A 16869-nucleotide genomic window follows, 5' to 3' on the forward strand; every position below is an offset into this window, starting at 1 on the left:
CCTCCTCCCGCTGACCGTCGTGGCAGGCACCACCGTCACGACGGCGACGCCGGCCTCCGCCGCCACCCCCACCCTCACCGTCGACCTGGGCACCACCACCGGAGCCTTCCACGGCGGTGCCTCCGGGGCGCTGTACGGCCTGTCCGCCCCGGACGTCCCGACGAACAACCTCATCGAGGGGATGGGGCTGCAGACCACCAACACCAAGTACCAGGACGGACAGCAGCACACCGGTTCGGACGCCCTGGAGGTCGCCAAGCCCTTCGTGGACAGCGGCGGCAGAGACGTCATGATCTACATGACGGACGTGTACCGCAGGTGGCCGTACGAACGGGCCAGCTATGCCGAATACCAGGCATACATGAAGACCCAGGTCGAGCAGGCGATGGCCAGCCCGTACAAGGACCGGATCGTCTTCGTCCCGTACAACGAGCCCGACGGCAACTGGTTCCCGGGCCTGCGCACCAACGGAGGGTCGCAGGCCGCGTTCAACGCCGAGTGGGAGCAGACCTACGACTTCATCAAGGGCATCTGGCCCCAGGCACGGATCGCCGGCCCCAACAACTCCAGCTACACCGACTCCGCCCTCAACAGCTTCCTCACCTACTGCAAGGCCAACGGCTGCCTGCCCGACGTCGTGACCTGGCACACCCTGGGCAGCCCGGCGGCCGTGCGCAGCACGGTCGACTCCTACCGCGCGCTGGAGACCGCGGCGGGGATCACCACACCGCTGCCGGTCAACCTCAATGAGTACGCCTACCGGTACCACCTCACCGACCCCGGTCAGATGGTGCAGTGGATCGCGGCCATCGAGGACGAGAAGGTCGACGGCAACCTGCCGTACTGGAACATCAACGGCCACCTCGGCGACTCCGCCGCCGGCCAGAACACCCCCAACGCCCAGTGGTGGCTGTACAACTGGTACAGCTCCATGAGCGGCAACACCGTCAAGGTCACCGGCGCCGCGAACAACGACGCGTACACCCTCCAGGGCCTGGCGAGCCTCGACACGGCCAAGAAGCAGGCCCGCGTCATCCTCGCCGGCGGCGGCACCAGCGGCGACTCCGACACGGTCATCAAGAACATCCCCTCCTCGGTCTTCGGCAGCACCGTCCACGTCAGCGTGTTCCAGGACCGCTACAGCGGCTACATCGGCGCGGCGTCCACCCCGACCCGGCTCTCCGACGCCGACGTCGCCGTCGGTTCCGACGGCTCGATCACCCTTCCCCTCACCCTCGACGCGATGTCCGCGTACGAGGTGATCGTCTCCCCGGGCGGCACCGGCAGCACCACCGCCTCCGACCGCACCTGGTCGGCCTCGTACGAGGCCGAGAACGCCACCCTCAGCGGCAGCGGATACAACATCAACACCGAGGGAACCACGGGCAACGTCGCCAAGTTCGCGACCTCCGGGACCAAGGACGTCGGCGGTCTGCGCACCGGCTCCACCACGGTGATCTCCTTCCCCGTCTCCGTTCCCACCACCGGTGACTACAACCTGTCGGTGTTCGGCAACAGCTCCGCCACGGCAACCGCCGTGAAGGGCCCGACGAACATCTACATGCGGGTCGACGGCGGCGCCTCGGCCAGGATCGACATCCCGGTCGGCTTCCAGTGGGTGGTGTGGGGGCACGACGACACCACCGTGCACCTCACCGCGGGCAGCCACACCATCACCCTGGCCACCACCGGTGACAACGGCGCGGCGACCGTCGGTGACGCGATCATCGACAAGATCGACCTGCAGTACAAGGACGCCGACGTCCAGGGCACCACGCTCCACGAGGCCGAGCAGGCCGTTCTCTCCGACAGCGGCACCGCCACCTACACCTCCCAGGGCCAGTCCGGGGCCGGCGCGGTGAACCTCACCTCCGGCAAGTCCGCGACGTTCTGGGTCTACTCCGCCCGCGACGGATACGCGGACCTGGCATCCCGCTTCCGCAACACCGGTCAGGCCGATCTCACCGTCAACGGCAAGACCGCCGACGACCAGACCCTCTCCGGCGCGACGCCCACCGCCTGGTCCACCTCCACCAACCGGGTCTACCTGAACTCCGGCATCAACAAGGTCGAGGTGACCGGCACCAGCGGCACCCTCGCCCTGGACCGCCTGGCCGTCACCCCGTTCAGTGCCACCGACGCCGTCACCACCGGCAACGTCGTCACCTACCAGGCCGAGGACGGCACCCTCACCGGCACCGCGGCCGCCGACACCACCTACAGCCAGGCCGACGGCGGCGTCGTCACCGGCATCGGCGACGGAACCGCCAACTCCCTCACCCTTGACGTCAACGCGCCCTCGGCCGGCACCTACGCCATGACGATGCGCTACGCCAACAACGAGATGCTGACCCCCTACTACGGCAACCCCGACATCATGACCGAGCACGCCGACGTCAGCGTCAACGGCGGCTCCGCCAAGCGCGTCAATTTCGCCAACACCCTGCACTGGAACCAGTTCGCGACCCACACCGTCCCCGTGACCCTCAACAAGGGTGCCAACACGGTCAGGTTCACCGCCTCGCAGCTCTACAACCACGACGGGACCACCATCGGCGTGGTCCACTCCGGCGGCGGAAGCGACGTCGGAAAGCCCCTGCGCTCCAGCTCCGCGCCCCACCTCGACGAAGTCTCCTTCGCCCCGCAGAACCCGCACATCGGTGCCTCGTCCGGCTTCTCCTCCACGGCCGTCGCCCAGCACAGCTCGCTCTGCCTCGAAGACCCCGCCCAGTCCACCGCCGACGGCACCCAGTACCGGCAGAACACCTGCGGCAGCGGCCAGGAACAGGTCTTCGACTTCCACGCCGTCAGCGGCGCCGCCGACACCTACACGGTCGTCAACCACTCCAGCGGCAAGTGCCTCGACATCTCCGCCTACTCCACCGCCAACGGGGCCGCCGTCCAGCAGTGGACCTGCCACGGGGGCACCAACCAGCGGTTCAAGCTGAACGCGGTGACCGCGCTCGGCAACAGCCACGACTACCAACTCGTCGCCGTGAACAGCGGCAAGTGCGTCGACGTCAGCGAGATCTCCACGGCGGTCGGCGCCCTCGTCCACCAATGGACATGCGACACCGGCAGCACCCTGACCACCAAGAAGAACCAGATCTGGCGGCTGACCGGCAAGGACTGACCGAGCGGATCCCGACGAGCCCCGCGGCGACGCCGGCAGAAACAGGCCCGGCTCCCCCGCGGTACCCCGAGAGAGGGCCACGACCGACGGTCGTGGCCCTCTCAGCCGAGGGGCATCCGCTCGACGAAGAACTCGATGTCTCCGGTGGCGGGTTTGAGTACGCCGTCCCGCACCGCGAGGGCGGTGGCCTCGGCCCGGGAGGCACAGCCGGTCTTGCGCAGGAGGTGCTCGACGTGGCTGTGCACCGTGCGCGGCGACAGGGACAGGGCGCGGGCGATGGCCTGGTTCGTCTGCCCCATGGCGGCCCGCGTCAGCACTTCGAGCTCGCGGGGGCTCAGCCCGTACGGCAGTTCGGTCACGGCCGTGGACACGAGGACCCGTCTCCGCTCGGGCGTCGAACGCACCGCGCACCGGCGCAGCACCACCTGGCGCCAGGTGCGCCCGACCGGCCACAGCAACCTCAGTCTGTCGCCGCCGAGTTCGGCGAACGCCCTGACCAGTGGGGCGAACGCGCCGTCGTTCAGCACATCTGCGGGCTCCCGGCCCGGGAGTGCGATGACGCCCTCCGGTGTCACGAGGCTCGCGCTCGCCTCCGCCGGCAGGTCATGAAGGTCCGCGGTGTGGGCCGTCGGGTCGGCGAGTGCGCCCAGGGCCGGCAGGAGCGAGGCGAGCAGGTGCCGTGCCTCGGTGTCGTAGGAGTCCGGTCGCTCCGTGGCCAGGTTGATCAGGCCGACCAAGCGGCCCTCGTGGCGCAGCGCTCCGGTCAGCCCGTCGCGCAATCCGCTCGGGCGGATCCGCTCGGCGTAGAACCAGCCGTCGCGGAAGCACTGTCCGGTGTCCTCGGCGTCCTCGGTGATGGAGGGCGGGAGCGGCTGCCCGACGACGTTGCCGTACCAGCGGGTGGACACGAACTCGGCGGCCAGCGACTCGGACGTCCCGGTGCTGTAGCCGATGCCCGCGACCTCGACGTGCGTTCCGGTGAGGGGGTCGATCGAGAGCAGGGTCACCGCGTCCAGGGGCAGGGCGTGCCGCAGTTCCTGCAGCGCCTGGGCGCAGGCCGAGACCGTGTCGTGGTCACGGGTGAGCATGCCGATGCGGGCGGCTGCCGCTAGCTGGTGGTGGCTGAGCATGGAGGCCTCCGGGGAACCCGCGACCCGTGTCGTTTGGTCCCTAACGGTATGCGCGGGCGGGTGTTCGGGGCAAGGCGTTCACCAAGACGTGACCGGGTTCGCCCGGGCCGGCGGCCGGCCTGGACCGGGGTCGGTATTTGTACGGATGGCGGAGCGCGGCCGCCGGGTCTTTTCTTGTTCGCCACAGCCGCCAAGTCCTTCGCCTGCCGTCCAGGCCCGCCCTTCGGAGAAGCCCGCCATGACCAGAACCCCCTCCGCCGCCCCCTCGGCCTCACGCCGGCAGTTCCTCGCCTGGTCCGGTGCCGGCGCGGCGGCCACCGCGCTGACCGCCGCGGGCTGCTCGGCCCCCGGCGACGGCACGGACGCGAAGGCCGCGAACGCGGCGGCCCGCGGGTCCTCCGGCGCCGACGCCCTGACCAGGATCGGCCTGGACTATCCCTTCACCCAGCTCCCGCTCTACTCGACGCTGGTGAAGCTCACCACCGCCGCCGCCCGGAAGCGGGGCGCCTCACTGGTGACGACCAGCGACAACGCCAGTGCCGACACCCAGGCGACCAATCTCGGTGCCTGGGTCTCGCAGAAGGTCCCGGCCATCGTGTCCTTCCCGATGGTCTTCGAGGCCACCGAGGCCATCGCCAAGAGGGCACTGGACGCCGGGCTGATCTGGGTGACGTACGGCGGATCGCTGGAGCACCAGAGCGCGGACATCCAGTTCAGCTTCGTCGAGGGCGGCACGCTGCTCGGCGAGGCCGCCGCGAAGTGGGCGAGCGAGCGGCTCGGCGGGAAGGGCAAGATCGCCTTCCTCACCGACAGCACGATCCAGCTGGGCCGCGAGCGCACCCAGGGCATGATCGACGCCTTCACCAGGCTCGCGCCCGGTGTGGACGTGGTGGCCCGGGAGCAGGCCATCGACCCGGACACCGGACTGACCAAGTCCCGTGCCGTCCTCGCCGAGCACCCCGACCTCAACATCATCCTCGGCGTCACGGACGCCGCCGCGTACGGCGGGTTCAAGGCGCTCCAGCAGACCGGCCGGGCCAAGGACGACGAGAGGACCTTCGTCGGCGGGCAGGACGGCGCCGCGCCCTCCCTGCTGGCGATCAGACAGGGCACCTTCTACCGGGCCTCGGCCGCCCTGGCGCCGAAGGACATCGCGGGCGCCGTCGTCGGCGTACCGCTCGCGGTCGCCGCCGGGAAGGCCGATCCGAGCGTCCAAGTGCCGATCACGTTCGTGCAGCGCGGCGACACGGCGGCCATCGACGCCCTGCTGGCCCAGAACTCCTAGGCGGTCGTCGTGACGGACATGACGCGTACTGCGGAGCCCACGCTGCGCATCAGCGGACTGACGAAGTCCTTCGGCGGCGTCAGGGCACTGGACGGCGTGGACCTCACGGTCCCCGGTGGTCAGGTGCATGCTCTGCTCGGCCACAACGGCGCCGGAAAGTCCACCCTGATCAAGTGCCTCGGCGGGGCCTTCGCACCGGACGCGGGGACGATCGAGGTGGGCGGCGACCGCTACACACGGCTCAGTCCTCGCCGGTCCATCGCCGCGGGCGTGGCGATCATCTTCCAGACGCTCAGCGTCGTCGACTCCCTGACGGTGGCCGAGAACATCTTCCTCGGCCAGGAGTGGACCAGGTGCGGCCGGATCGACCGGCGCGCCCAGGAGGAGGTCGCCGCGGGTCTGCTCGCGCGGGTCGCGGCGACCTGCTCGCCGCGGGACCGCGTAGGTGAACTGCCCATGGGCCAGAGGCAGTTGGTGGAGATCGCCAAGGCGCTCAGCCGCAGCGCCTCGGTCCTGGTCCTGGACGAGCCCACCGCCGCCCTCTCCGGGGCCGAGAGCGACGCCCTGGCCGAGCGGGTGGAGGACCTGCGGACCCAGGGACTGGCCATCGTGTACGTCACGCATCTGCTCGCCGAGGTGGAGCGCCTCGCGGACGCCGTGACGGTGCTGCGGGACGGCCGCGTGACCCACCATTCGTCGATGTCGGGGCGGACGCGGCGCGAACTGGTCGACGCCGTCGTGGGCCGCCCGGCTGCCGACGCGCCGGGGGTGACGGCGGGCGGTGCGACCCAGGTGGCCGCCGCACCCGCCGACGGCGCCCCGCGCGTTCCCCGTCTGCTGGTGAACCGTCTGCGCGGCCCCGGGTTCGGCCCCGTGGACCTCGCCGTCGGCGGGGGCGAGATCGTGGGACTGTACGGGCTCATCGGCTCCGGCCGCACGCGTCTGCTGGAGACGCTCTACGGCAGACGCCGCGCCGCGGCCGGCACCGTCCGTCTCGGCGAGCGGGTCGTCGCCCCCGCCCGCCCCGCCGACGCCCTCGCGGCGGGCATCGCCCTCGTTCCGGCGGACCGGCGCAGACAGGGCCTGTTCCCGAGGCTGAGCGCACAGGACAACGCGCTGCTGCCCACGGTCCGTCCGCTCGCCCGGCACGGTGTGCGGGCGCTGGGCGGGGAGCGGCGGGTGTTCAGCGCGCTGGCGGAGGCCGTGGGTCTGCGCCCCGCCCGGCCGCGGCTGCCGGCGTCCGCCTTTTCCGGCGGCAACCAGCAGAAGCTCGTCCTGGGCCGGTGGATCAACGAGGCCCGCAGCGTCGACGTGCTGCTCCTCGACGAACCCACCCAGGGCGTCGACGTGGGCGCCCGGCAGGAGATCTACCAGGTCGTCTCGGCGCTCGCCGCCGAGCGGGGCACGGCCGTGCTGTTCGCGTCCAGCGACCCCGAGGAGGTCGTCGCGCTCGCCCATCGCTGTCTGATCGTCTCCCGCGGCCGCATCGTGGGCGAACTCGGCGGCACCGGACTCACCGAGGCCGCCCTGCTGTCGGCCGTGCACGACGCCGGCGACAACGCACCCCCGTCCAGGCACGTATCGGAAGGAGCGGCATGACCACCGCGACCACCACCCCCGCCGACCGTCCCTTTCCGAAGCCCCGCGTGCTGGCGGCGGACGGGCTGAACGCCCTGCGGCACCATCCCCTGCTCGTCGTGCTCGCCGCCATGGTGCTGGTCTTCCAGCTGACGACCGGCAGTTTCCTCGACGCGGGCAACCTGCGCGGCATCGCCACCGACGCCGCCACCCTGGCCATCGTGGCCGTACCGCTGGCCCTGCTGGTCATCAGCGGTTACCTGGACCTGTCGGTCGGCTCCACCCTCGCCCTGGGCGGGCTGGCCGCCGGCTGGCTCGCCGGACAGCAGCACCAGTCACCGGTCGTCGCCGTGCTCGGCGCGCTGGTGGTGGGCGCGGCGGTCGGCGCCGTCAACGGCATCCTCTGCTGCCACCTGGGGCTGTCGGCGTTCATCGTGACGCTGGGCATGCTGACCGCGGTGCGCGGTCTGGCGCAGCAGCTCTTCCCGCTGCCGCTGAGCGGCTTCGGCTCCGGCTTCGCCTGGCTGGGCGGGTCGCGCGTCGCCGGACTCGACGCACCGGTCGTCATCGCCGCGTTCGTCCTGGTGGCGGGCGCCCTGTTCCTGGCGCTGACGCCGGCCGGGCGGCACGTCTTCGCCATCGGCGTCAACCGGGAGGCCGCCCACCTCTCCGGCATCGACGTCCGCCGTACGCCGTTCGCGCTGTTCGTCGTCACCGGCTGCGCGGCGGCCCTGGCCGGGGCGATCAAGGCTTCGGTGCTGGACAGCGTGGTGGCCGGGACCTCGGGGACCGGATTCGAACTGACCGTGCTCACCGCCGTCCTGCTCGGCGGGGTCGCCCTGACCGGTGGTTCCGGCTCCGTCTTCGGGGTGCTGCTCGGCGTGCTCTTCCTCGGCTGTCTCAACAACGGCCTGACCCTGTTGAGCGTCCCCACGTTCTGGCAGCAGATGGCGCAGGGCACCGCCCTGGTGGCGGGCGCGGCACTCGCGTACCTCGGCCCGCGGCCGACGCGGTGACACACCTGCCTTCCCCGTCGGCCCCGACACACCTCCGAAGAAAGGCCTCACGTGAGTGACAGCGCCCCCTCCCTCATCCTGACCGGCGGTCAGGTCCTGACCCTCGACGCCGGTTTCACGGTGGCCGAAGGCCTGGCCGTGCGCGGCGGCGACATCGTCGCGGTCGGCGGCGACGACGAGATGCGCGCCCTGGCCGGGCCCGGCACCCGGGTCGTCGAACTCGGCGGCCGGACCGTCCTGCCCGGCATCAACGACTCCCATCTGCACGGGGTGGCGTACGGCATGACGAAGCCGCCGTTCGCCGTCGACGTCGGTCACCCGGCCGTCGGATCGATCGCGGACATCACCGCCGCCGTCGGGCAGGCGGTCGGCGCGGCGCGGCCCGGCGAGTGGGTCGTCGGGCTCGGCTGGGACGCCGGCTATCTCGCGGAGTGCCTGGCCGACCCGCACCGCTTCCCGGACCGCCGGGACCTGGACGCGATCGCGCCGGACACCCCGGTCTGCCTGACGCACTTCTCCGCCCACCTCGTGTGGGTCAACTCGGCGGCTCTGCGCCGGTGCGGCATCGACGCGGAGACCCTGCCCCCGCCGGGCGGCGTGATCGACCGCGACCCCGCCGGGGAACCCACCGGCATCCTGCGGGAGGCGGCCCAGGACCTCGTGCTGGCCGAACTCCCCTCGCCCACTCCCGGACAACGACGTCAGGCCATCCGGAGCGTGGTCCGTGAGCTCCACTCCCGCGGTGTCACCAGCTACACCGAGCCCGGCCTCGGCCCCGGCGGAGCGAAGACCCTGTTCGGCGGGCTGAGCACCGACAACTGGACCGCGTACGCCGACCTCGCCGCCACCGGCGAACTGCGGGCCCGGGTCAGCGTCCTGCTGCTGCCCGCCCCCATGGGCGGCTCCGCCGACGAGGTGCGCAAGGGCCTGGCCGAGCTGCGAAAGCCCGAGTCCGCGGACCCGCGCCTGCTGCGCGCCATCGGCGTCAAGATCTTCGCCGACGGAGTGCCGCCCAACCGCACCGCCTGGATGAACGAACCGTACGCCGACGGCGGCCACGGCGCGCTGTGCGTGCACGGCGACTCCCCCGCGCTGCGGGTCGACGAACTCCGCGAGATGATCCGCGTCGCCCACGAGGCGGGCTTCCAGCTCGGGGTGCACGTCACCGGCGACCGGGCCATCGACACCGTCGTGGACGCCTTCCTCGCGGCGAACGAGGCCGTACCGCGCTCCGACGCCCGGCACTACGTCATCCACGGCGACTTCGTGGGCGCCGACAGCCTCGCCAAACTGGCCGCGCACGGCTACGGCGTCAACATGAACCCCGCCATCAAGTGGACGATCTCCGACCTGATGGACCAGGTCGTCGGACCCGAGCGCTCCGCCTGCCAGTGGCCCGTGCGCTCGGCCCTCGAGGCGGGCATCGCGGTCTGCGCCGGCTCCGACGCGCCGATCACCGAGCCCGACTGGCGCCAGGGTGTGGCCGCGATGATGCTGCGCGAGTCCAAGGCCACCGGACGGCCCAGCGGGCCCGACCAGTGCGTACCGCTGGCCGAGGCGCTGCGCGCCTACACCGTCAACCCGGCCCGCCAGGACTTCGCCGAGGACTGGAAGGGCTCGATCGAGCCCGGCAAGGTCGCGGACCTGTGCGTCCTGGACCGCCCGCTGCTCGGCCTGGACCCCCACGAGATCACGGACACCCAGGTGGAGATGACGGTGTTCGACGGGAGCGTGGTGTACGAGCGCTGAGGCACCGGCGGGGGCGGGACGAGTGGCGCTCCCTCCCCCGCCGGGCTCCCCCGGAAGGAAACCGCCGCCCCGTGATCCCACGTCACCGCGGCCACCGGAACCGAAGGAAGTCGTCGATGTCCCACACGCCCCGCATGCTGCTCGTCCTCAGCGAGAACTGGACCCTCACAGGTGGCCGGGCCGACCTGCCCGCCGCGATCCGGTGGGCACGGGAGGCCGAGGACGCCGGGTTCGACTCCGTCATGGTCAGCGAGCACATCGTGCTCGGTCCGGACGCCGCCGCGAACGGCGTCATGGGCAACCCCCGCGACTACGCCCTGCCGGGCAACCAGGACCCGTACACCCCCTGGCCCCACTCGCTCCTCCTGCTCGCCGCCATCGCCTCCGTCACCGAGCGTCTGCGGCTGGCCGCCGCCGCGGTGCTGGCCCCCCTGCGCCACCCCCTGCTCATGGCCCGCGAACTGGGCACCCTCGACCTGATCAGCGAGGGCCGTCTGCTGGTGCAGCCCACGGTCAGCTGGAGCAAGGACGAGTACGACGCGCTCGGTGTGCCCTTCGGACGGCGCGGACGGCTGCTGGACGAACACCTGGAGGTCTGGGCGAAGGCCTGGGGGCCCTCCCCGATCGCGCACGAGAGCGAGCACTATCCCTTCCGGGACGTGTACTTCGAGCCCAAGGCGTACCGTCCCGAGGGCCCGCGGCTGTGGTTCGGAGGACAGCGCCTGCACGGACCCGTGCTGCGCAGGCTCGTACGCCACGGCCACGGCTTCCATCCGCTCGGGCGGCCCACCCCCGAGGACAGGCAGGCGCTGAAGGCGGCCATGGCCGCGGCCGGCCGGGACATCGCCGGCCTGGAGATGATCGGCGGCACCCGGGCGGTCTTCGCCGACGACCACTCCACGGCCGACCTCGGCGCGGCGCTGGCGTCGATCCCGGAACAGCTGGAGCAGGGCTTCACGACGTTCTGCGTCAAACCCAACCAGTTCATCGACAATCCGGAGGGCATCGGCGCGTTCTGCTGCGACGTGATGCGCCGAGTCGAGAAGCTCACCGCCTCACCGTGAGTCGCCCGGTCGCCGGGGCTGTTCATGGCCGGCCGGCCCGGCCGCCGGCCGTGGAAGCGGGCGTCTTTCCGTCGCGCGGGTGGTTTACGGCCGCGCGCCCTCCGGACCGGCCGGTCCGACAGCGCGGACGCGACGACCCGGGCCCTACCGGGACTACGCGTCCGGCCGGCACGCGCGCACCCTGGCCCCACAGGGCCCGAAGCGGACCCTGTTCGCCCCGGACGTGGTCGGAACGGCCGAACAGATCCTGGAGCGACTGGCCGCCGATCCGGTCGTCGCGGCCGTCTCGGAGCTGTGCCTGGAACTCCCGTACGAGTTCGGCCGGGCCGACTACGAACAGATCGTGCACGACGTACGGCACTTGACCGCACCCGAACTGGGCTGGCAGCCCGCCGCCGCGGCGCCCCTGCACGAGGCCGCCCGATGAGCCCCGGGGCCGCCGGGCCTCCCGGTGAGGTCGTCGCGCACGAGCGGGAATGCCCGTCGCACGTCTGCCGGCTGCCTGGACCGGCGAGGCTGCGAGTGGCCGGCACGTCGGGTGCCGTGATCATGCGGCTGCTGCGCGCCGAACTGGGCCTGGACCTGGTGCATGCCAAGGGCCCTGCGGCGCGTGCTGAGCGGTGACTGCTCAGGGACGCTGCCGGAGATGGAACTCCTGGCCCGGAGACTGCGCGCCTCCGGCATCGGGCCGTAGCTGTTCGGTCGTACCGGTCATAGGCTTCTCGTCCGCCCTGGGGAGGCCGCTGTTCGGGGTGGCGGGCCGGGAGCCGGGCCGGTAAGTTGGCGATCTTCGGGGTGGCGGAAGCTCCGGAGTCCCTGAATGTGAACACCATGATGAGCCCGGACCAGCCCCGCGCCCGCCTACGTCTCGATGCCGCGCTGGACGGCCTGACCGCCACCTTCGGCGGGATGACCGCAGACCCCGACGAGCACAACTGCGAGTGTCACTGGGGCAGCCCCGAAGACCTTGCGCAGCTCAAGACGCCGGACGTGAGGCTGGACCCCGACCTCCTGCGGCGCACCTGGCAGGCCTGGGACTGGAGCGACCACGCCTCCGTGCTGCGGCGGATCCTTCCCCAGCTCGCCCCGGCCCTCGTCGCCGGCCTCGTCGAGCAGCCCCTGTCCGGCATGGCGGAAATCGGCCAGTCGTTCGCTCGCGGTCACTGGCAGCAGTGGCCCGACGCCCAGGCCGAAGCGGTCGGGGAGTTCCTGCACGCGTGGTGGGCCGCCACGCTCACCGATCCGGCGCCCGCCGTACCGGCGTACGCCGTGCTCGCCCTGTGCACCGAGGCAGCCGGCACGCTCACCCCGTGGCTCGACGACTGGGCGACGCTGACCGGCCCCCCGGCCGACCAGCACCTGGCCGAACTGGCGGCGCAGTGGGAGTACGACCTGCTCGGCGACCAACTGCCCTGGGGCGCCTGGGACAACGAGGAAGAGACGCGCACGGAGCTCACCGCCTGGCTGGTCCGCCACGCCCCTGCCCGGCTCCGGGCCCACGGCGCGTCCGAGGAACTGCTCCACCGCATACGGCTGCTCGGCCTCACCGGCCCCGATCGCTGGGAGGACCCTCACTGGCCCGACCGCCGTTACTGACCCGCCGCTCGCGGCCCTCGGTCGGGGCGTGCACGTCGTGCGACCGAGCGTGTTTGCGGTCCGAGCGAGGGGCAATGCGAAGTCCATGACTGAACCGAACAAGGAGACGAAGGACGAGCGCGGCGCCACACGAGCGACCGCGGCGAAGGCCCGGCGCACGGCGGACAAGGCGACCGCCCCCGCCGCACGGGCCGCGAAGGGGACCGCGAACAAGACGGGTGACGCCACGTCGGCCGTCAAGTCCGGGGCCCAGCGGTCCGCCGAGGCCGTCGAAGGGGCGGCGCAGGGCGCGGCCCGCGGCGTCGAGGCGGGCCGCCAGGCACTCGTCGCGACGACCGGCCAGGTCGCTGCCACGGCCAAGGCGGCCACCGGACAGATCGCCACCACGGCGAAGACGGCCTGGACGGTGATCACCCACCAGAAGCTGATCGCCGCCGGTGTGGGCGCCGGCCTGACCGCGCTGACGGCCGCCTCGTACGCGGCGGGCCGCCGCTCCGGCCGCCACACCCACGGCCCGATCACCCGGCTCACCGGCGGCCGGATCTGACGCCCCGCACGCGCGGTGGGCCGGCGGGCCCCCTCAAGGCCGGGCCCACCGCGCGGAGTCGTATCCAGGGAGACGGCCTGCGGGCCGAACACCCTGAAACTCCCCGGCAACCGGTCGGGCCCGCGCCCCGGTGAACCGTCCCATGCGGGGCACACGCCCCAAGTGATCATCTTCAAAGGCCACTTGGGAGGAACCACCACCGTGACCGCGCCCACCCGCCCGCTGCCCCCCGTGCGCCGCCGTCGTCGTTTCGACCTGCGTACGACGGCCCTGTTCTTCGTCCTTCTCGCCCTCCTTCTGAGCCTCGGCGGCCTGATCGCCCGCCTCGCGGCGGCCGCGGCGGAACGCCGTCCCGCATGGGCCTTCACCCTGCTTCTCCTCACCTCCGCCGGCATCGTCGCCTGCCACCGCGGCCGACGCCGCCGGTCGGCGCGCAGACTCGTACAGCGGGCCGCAGAGGCCCTGGAGGAAGCGGCCGAGACAGCGGTCGGCGCACTGGACGAGGCACCGGTCGCCACCCCGGTGCAAGGTGCCGAAGACACGCCCCGGACGTCCGCCGTCGCCACCGTGGAGGAGACACTCGTCCTCGCGACGGACCGCGTCCCGCACTTCCCGGGCTACGAGGCCCTGGATCCGGACGAGTTCGAGCAGGCGATAGCCGACCTGTGCGCCCGAGACGGCTGTGTCGGCGTCGAAGTGGTGGGCGGCGCGGGTGACCTGGGCGCCGACGTGACGGCGACGGCGCCGAACGGCCACCGCCTCGTCATCCAGTGCAAGCGGTACGGCGACGGCCACAAGGTCGGTTCCCAGGATCTGCAGCGCTTCGGCGGCACCTGCTTCACCGTCCACGAGGCCGACATCGCCGTCGTCGTCACCACCAGCGACTTCACGGCACCAGCGGTCGAGTACGCGCAGCAGTGCGGAATCGTGTGTGTGGACGCCGAGGGGCTGCAGGCGTGGCACTCGGGTTCGGGACCGCGCCCTTGGGAGCGACCGGACGAGGGCTGACCCCGGGCCGGCTGTTCCCCGGCCGGCTGTTCCCCGGCCTCTTCACAGGCCGAACAGACGTGCCCCGTTGTCGTGGCACACCGCCCGCAGCCACGCCTCACCCAGGCCCAGCCGCTCCAGTGCCTGGAGCTGATGCGCGTACGGATAGGGAATGTTGGGGAAGTCCGAGCCGAGCAGGACGCGGTCGCCGAGTCCGGCCAGCCGGGGCAGGGCCCGGCGGGGAAACGGCATGAGCCGCTCGGCGAAGTCGGTGAAGGCCATGGTCGTGTCCAGCCGCACCTCCTCGTACCGTTCGGCGAGGCCGAGGAAGTCCTCGTACTCGGGCATCCCCATATGGGCGACGACCAGCCGCAGCCGGGGATGCCGCGCCAGCACCCGCGCGACCGGCCCGGGACCGGTGTGCTTGCCGGGAGCCGGACCGGAGCCGCAGTGGATCACCACGGGGATCCCGGCCTCGGCCAGCACCCCCCAGGCTCGGTCCAGGAGTTCGTCGGCCGGGTCGTACGCACCCACCTGCACATGGGCCTTGAACACGCGTGCGCCGGCCTCGACGGCTTCTCGGACGTACGCCTCGACGCCCGGCTCGGGGAAGAGGGTGGCGGTGTGCAGACAGTCGGGGGTGCGGCGGGCGAAGTCGGCCGCCCAGCCGTTCAGCCAACGGGCCATGCCCGGCTTGTGCGGGTAGAGCATCGCGGTGAAGGCGCGGACGCCGAACTCCCTCAGCAGGGCCGTCCGTTCCGCCTCCTCCTTGCGGTAGGTGATCGGCCACTCCAGCCCACCGGTCAGTGTTCCGAGCGCGTCGAAGTAGTCCCAGACCTTGCGCAGCACGCGCTCGGGCATGAAGTGGGTGTGGACGTCGACCAGCCCGGGAATCCCGAGCCGGCCCCAGAAGCGGCGGACTTCGCCGGCCTCCTCGCCCCCGGAGTCGCGGCCGGCGGCGGGGGCGGAGTCGCCGGACGCTCCGGGGTCGGCGTCGGCGGGTGCCGTGCGGTGATCCTTCATGCCGCCCACGATCGGCCCGGGTGCGGGCGCGGGTCCACTCCTTCACGCGAAGGATCCGTGAGGGATCCGTCACCGGCGGACCGCGAGGCGGCGCTCACAGGCTCGGGAAGAGCAGCGCGAAGAAGAGCCACAGCAGCACGGCCCAGAAGACCGCCGCCGCCAGGGACACCAGCAGCGAGCTGCGCCATTTCAGCACCAGGAACGGAAAGAGCAGCAGCGCCGCCCAGTGCCCGGCGACGTCGATGGACAGGCGAGCGGCGTCGCTGAGGGTTCTGGCCCGCCCTGTGGCGATGCGGCGCAGCAGCCGCTGCGAGGTGAACCCGTACAGGCCGAAGACGACCGGGAAGAACCAGAGCGGCGTGATGGTGACCAGCTCGCTCTCGGAGAACTCGTCGAACATGACCAGGTAGATGAGCCCGGCGGCCAGCAGCCCACCGATCAGGGCGCTCAGGTAGAGGGTGGTCAGCAGGACCGGCTCGACGGCCGTCGCGGGCACGGGAACGGGCGAGGCGTACGGGACGTCGGGCGGCGGGACACGGACCACCTGGTGGCAGTGGGGGCAGCGGACGTCCTGCCCGGCGCGGTCGGCCGGAGCCGAGATCATGTGTCCGCACGAAGCGTGGAACTCCACCTGCTGGCCCGCGTTCATTCGCTGCCCCTCCCCCTGCCGGCACGGCGCCGCTCGGCACCGGTGACGCGTCGTCTGCCGGACATCAGATCCGATCAGTGGCGAGGACGCCGCCGGGGAGCATCCGGTTTCCGCCGGTGACGTGCGGCGTGGCGCGGAGGCTTCCGGCTCACCGAGGCGTGGGGGCGAGGTCGGCCCGCAGGGCCTGGCCGAGCCAGGTGTAGTCGTCGGCGCGGGAGGGCAGCGGCCGGTGCCCCCGGACGACGGAGATGAGCCGCCGGTACCGCTCGGCCCCCGCGGCCAGGCCCGCCTCGAGACACTGCAGGATCTCGCGCCGGTCGGCGTCACCGAACAGCCCGGTCAGTACCGCGGAGGCCTCCGGTGCGTCGGGGGCCACTCCCCTGGCTCGGGCCTCGCCGACGACCTGGACCACGTGCCCGGCGAACCAGAGGGATCCGCCTGAACCCGGCCTCGGCGCGCTCAGTTCCAGCATCCTTCGCATCCGGGAGCGGAAGCCGGGGTCCTGGATCAGTTCGGCCAGCTCCAGCCAGGCGTCCACCTGCTCCGCCGAGGGGCTGTCGGGGAGTTCGAGCGGAGAGCGCGACAGGCGCTCTCCGATACCGGGCTCGACGTCCAGTCCTTCGGCCACCTCCTTCATGAAGTCCTCGATGATCTCCCTGCGTTCGGCGACCGAGAGTCGTGCCAGTCTGTTCATCACTGCTGTCTCCTCCGCGGTGGAATCGCGTTCGGCGACCGTGGCCAGCACGGCCCGGTCGACCTTCAGGGCGCGGATCCGGGCGTCCAGGGCGACGACGTGGGCGGCAGCGACCTCGGCGATCGTCGCCTCGCGTTCCAGTACCCGGCTGATCGCTTCGAGGCCGAGCCCCAACTCCCGCAGGCTGCGGACGAGTTCCAGACGAGCGATGGCCTCGGCCCCGTAGAGCCGGTAGCCGCCCTCGGAGCGTCCCTCGGGCGGGAGCACACCGATGTCCGACCAGTAACGGATGGTGGCGACGGCGACATCACCGCGTTCGGCGAGCTGCCCGATGGTGAGTCGGCCGACGTGTTCGTCGTTCATGCGAAGAGTCTGAAGCCTCAAGCCGCTTGAGACTCAAGTCGGTGCGCCGACCGTG

15 protein-coding genes are annotated in these 16869 nt (G+C 72.0%); 11 read left to right on the plus strand and 4 right to left on the minus strand.

Annotated elements, in window-relative coordinates; all coding sequences use genetic code 11:
* Positions 1–19 precede the first annotated feature (19 nt).
* Positions 20–3133 (plus strand): RICIN domain-containing protein, encoded by a 3114-nt coding sequence (locus ACFY30_RS27630; protein ID WP_390847840.1) that lies wholly within the window; start codon positions 20–22, stop codon positions 3131–3133.
* 101 nt (positions 3134–3234) lie between these two features.
* Here ACFY30_RS27630 and ACFY30_RS27635 read toward each other — a convergent pair whose 3' ends face one another.
* Positions 3235–4263, minus strand: coding sequence for a response regulator transcription factor (locus tag ACFY30_RS27635; RefSeq protein WP_390847841.1), 1029 nt, complete (start codon positions 4261–4263; stop codon positions 3235–3237).
* Positions 4264–4501: 238 nt separating this feature from the next.
* On the opposite strand from ACFY30_RS27635, the gene ACFY30_RS27640 reads away from it, so the two are divergent.
* The 10 genes from ACFY30_RS27640 to ACFY30_RS27685 all read left to right on the plus strand — a co-directional run bounded on the left by ACFY30_RS27640 (position 4502) and on the right by ACFY30_RS27685 (position 14106).
* Positions 4502–5548 carry a sugar ABC transporter substrate-binding protein gene (locus tag ACFY30_RS27640; RefSeq protein ID WP_390847842.1) on the plus strand — a complete coding sequence of 349 codons (1047 nt, stop codon included), beginning with the start codon at positions 4502–4504 and terminating at the stop codon, positions 5546–5548.
* Between the two features lie 18 nt (positions 5549–5566).
* Positions 5567–7147, plus strand: a complete 1581-nt coding sequence (locus ACFY30_RS27645) for a sugar ABC transporter ATP-binding protein (RefSeq protein ID WP_390847843.1) — start codon at positions 5567–5569, stop codon at positions 7145–7147.
* Positions 7144–8142, plus strand: coding sequence for an ABC transporter permease (locus ACFY30_RS27650; RefSeq protein WP_390847844.1), 999 nt, complete (start codon positions 7144–7146; stop codon positions 8140–8142). The genes ACFY30_RS27645 and ACFY30_RS27650 overlap by 4 nt, the downstream gene beginning before the upstream one ends.
* A gap of 51 nt (positions 8143–8193) precedes the next feature.
* Entirely contained in the window at positions 8194–9891 is a 1698-nt protein-coding gene (locus ACFY30_RS27655; RefSeq protein WP_390847845.1) for an amidohydrolase, read from the plus strand.
* A 116-nt stretch (positions 9892–10007) separates the two neighbouring features.
* The gene (locus tag ACFY30_RS27660; RefSeq protein ID WP_390847847.1) at positions 10008–10955 is read left to right on the plus strand and encodes an LLM class flavin-dependent oxidoreductase; all 948 of its coding nucleotides are present in this window, start codon (positions 10008–10010) and stop codon (positions 10953–10955) included.
* Positions 10956–11034: 79 nt separating this feature from the next.
* Entirely contained in the window at positions 11035–11382 is a 348-nt protein-coding gene (locus tag ACFY30_RS27665; RefSeq protein WP_390847848.1) for a hypothetical protein, read from the plus strand.
* The gene (locus ACFY30_RS27670) at positions 11379–11579 is read left to right on the plus strand and encodes a hypothetical protein (RefSeq protein ID WP_390847849.1); all 201 of its coding nucleotides are present in this window, start codon (positions 11379–11381) and stop codon (positions 11577–11579) included. The genes ACFY30_RS27665 and ACFY30_RS27670 overlap by 4 nt, the downstream gene beginning before the upstream one ends.
* Before the next feature lie 207 nt (positions 11580–11786).
* Positions 11787–12551 (plus strand): hypothetical protein, encoded by a 765-nt coding sequence (locus tag ACFY30_RS27675; protein WP_390847911.1) that lies wholly within the window; start codon positions 11787–11789, stop codon positions 12549–12551.
* Between the two features lie 85 nt (positions 12552–12636).
* Positions 12637–13098 (plus strand): hypothetical protein, encoded by a 462-nt coding sequence (locus tag ACFY30_RS27680; protein ID WP_390847850.1) that lies wholly within the window; start codon positions 12637–12639, stop codon positions 13096–13098.
* Positions 13099–13299: 201 nt separating this feature from the next.
* Entirely contained in the window at positions 13300–14106 is an 807-nt protein-coding gene (locus ACFY30_RS27685; protein WP_390847851.1) for a restriction endonuclease, read from the plus strand.
* 42 nt (positions 14107–14148) lie between these two features.
* On the opposite strand, the gene ACFY30_RS27690 is transcribed toward ACFY30_RS27685, so the two are convergent.
* The 3 genes from ACFY30_RS27690 to ACFY30_RS27700 all read right to left on the minus strand — a co-directional run bounded on the left by ACFY30_RS27690 (position 14149) and on the right by ACFY30_RS27700 (position 16814).
* A complete protein-coding gene (locus ACFY30_RS27690) occupies positions 14149–15108 on the minus strand; it encodes an amidohydrolase family protein (RefSeq protein ID WP_390847852.1) in 960 nt (319 codons plus the stop codon).
* 94 nt (positions 15109–15202) lie between these two features.
* Positions 15203–15757, minus strand: coding sequence for a hypothetical protein (locus ACFY30_RS27695; protein ID WP_390847853.1), 555 nt, complete (start codon positions 15755–15757; stop codon positions 15203–15205).
* A gap of 148 nt (positions 15758–15905) precedes the next feature.
* Entirely contained in the window at positions 15906–16814 is a 909-nt protein-coding gene (locus ACFY30_RS27700; protein ID WP_390847854.1) for a MerR family transcriptional regulator, read from the minus strand.
* Positions 16815–16869: the final 55 nt, after the last annotated feature.

Origin of the sequence: Streptomyces sp. NPDC000345 (assembly GCF_042898825.1) — a bacterium.
Lineage (GTDB): Bacteria > Actinomycetota > Actinomycetes > Streptomycetales > Streptomycetaceae > Streptomyces.

Coding starts and splice junctions, on each gene's coding strand:
- ACFY30_RS27670 (WP_390847849.1), top strand. CDS start 11,379: ATGAGCCCCGGGGCCGCCGGGCCTCCCGGTGAGGTCGTCGCGCACGAG.
- ACFY30_RS27680 (WP_390847850.1), top strand. CDS start 12,637: ATGACTGAACCGAACAAGGAGACGAAGGACGAGCGCGGCGCCACACGA.
- ACFY30_RS27650 (WP_390847844.1), top strand. CDS start 7,144: ATGACCACCGCGACCACCACCCCCGCCGACCGTCCCTTTCCGAAGCCC.
- ACFY30_RS27645 (WP_390847843.1), top strand. CDS start 5,567: ATGACGCGTACTGCGGAGCCCACGCTGCGCATCAGCGGACTGACGAAG.
- ACFY30_RS27635 (WP_390847841.1), bottom strand. CDS start 4,263: ATGCTCAGCCACCACCAGCTAGCGGCAGCCGCCCGCATCGGCATGCTC.
- ACFY30_RS27700 (WP_390847854.1), bottom strand. CDS start 16,814: ATGAACGACGAACACGTCGGCCGACTCACCATCGGGCAGCTCGCCGAA.
- ACFY30_RS27675 (WP_390847911.1), top strand. CDS start 11,787: ATGATGAGCCCGGACCAGCCCCGCGCCCGCCTACGTCTCGATGCCGCG.
- ACFY30_RS27695 (WP_390847853.1), bottom strand. CDS start 15,757: ATGAACGCGGGCCAGCAGGTGGAGTTCCACGCTTCGTGCGGACACATG.
- ACFY30_RS27690 (WP_390847852.1), bottom strand. CDS start 15,108: ATGAAGGATCACCGCACGGCACCCGCCGACGCCGACCCCGGAGCGTCC.
- ACFY30_RS27640 (WP_390847842.1), top strand. CDS start 4,502: ATGACCAGAACCCCCTCCGCCGCCCCCTCGGCCTCACGCCGGCAGTTC.
- ACFY30_RS27660 (WP_390847847.1), top strand. CDS start 10,008: ATGTCCCACACGCCCCGCATGCTGCTCGTCCTCAGCGAGAACTGGACC.